This window comes from Psychromonas sp. SR45-3, from assembly GCF_014163575.1.
Classification (GTDB): domain Bacteria; phylum Pseudomonadota; class Gammaproteobacteria; order Enterobacterales; family Psychromonadaceae; genus Psychromonas; species Psychromonas arctica.
In genome coordinates this window covers 1-409 of record NZ_JACJDP010000110.1, presented here as the reverse complement: position 1 = coordinate 409, position 409 = coordinate 1, and the positions used below count along the sequence as shown (strand labels likewise).

Below are 409 nucleotides of genomic sequence, written 5' to 3'. Positions count from 1 at the left end.
GTAACTTATCTAAGGCTTCTAACATGTTGGACACTTATTCTTATTAAGAATGAGTGGTGGAGCTATGCGGGATCGAACCGCAGACCTCCTGCGTGCAAGGCAGGCGCTCTCCCAGCTGAGCTATAGCCCCAACATGGTGTGCATAAATAGAAATCCAATTTCAAATTACAAGAAATTGGTGGGTCTGGGCAGATTCGAACTGCCGACCTCACCCTTATCAGGGGTGCGCTCTAACCAACTGAGCTACAGACCCAATATAGGTCTATCTATACGTCTCTTTACTTTTCTAATCAAACAATCTGTGTGGGCACTCGCTAAGTATTTGCGAAGCAAAAACTTTGGCCGGTAGGTTTATTTGCCTAAGCAAATTCACCGTAAGGCTTGTTGATGTCTTTCTTTACGTAAGGAG

2 tRNA genes are annotated in these 409 nt (G+C 44.7%); both read right to left on the bottom strand.

Annotation, left to right across the window (positions count from 1 at the left end):
- Positions 1-54: 54 nt before the first annotated feature.
- A tRNA-Ala gene (locus tag H5084_RS19345) sits at positions 55-130 on the bottom strand.
- 46 nt (positions 131-176) lie between these two features.
- Positions 177-253, bottom strand: a tRNA-Ile gene (locus H5084_RS19340).
- Positions 254-409 lie beyond the last annotated feature (156 nt).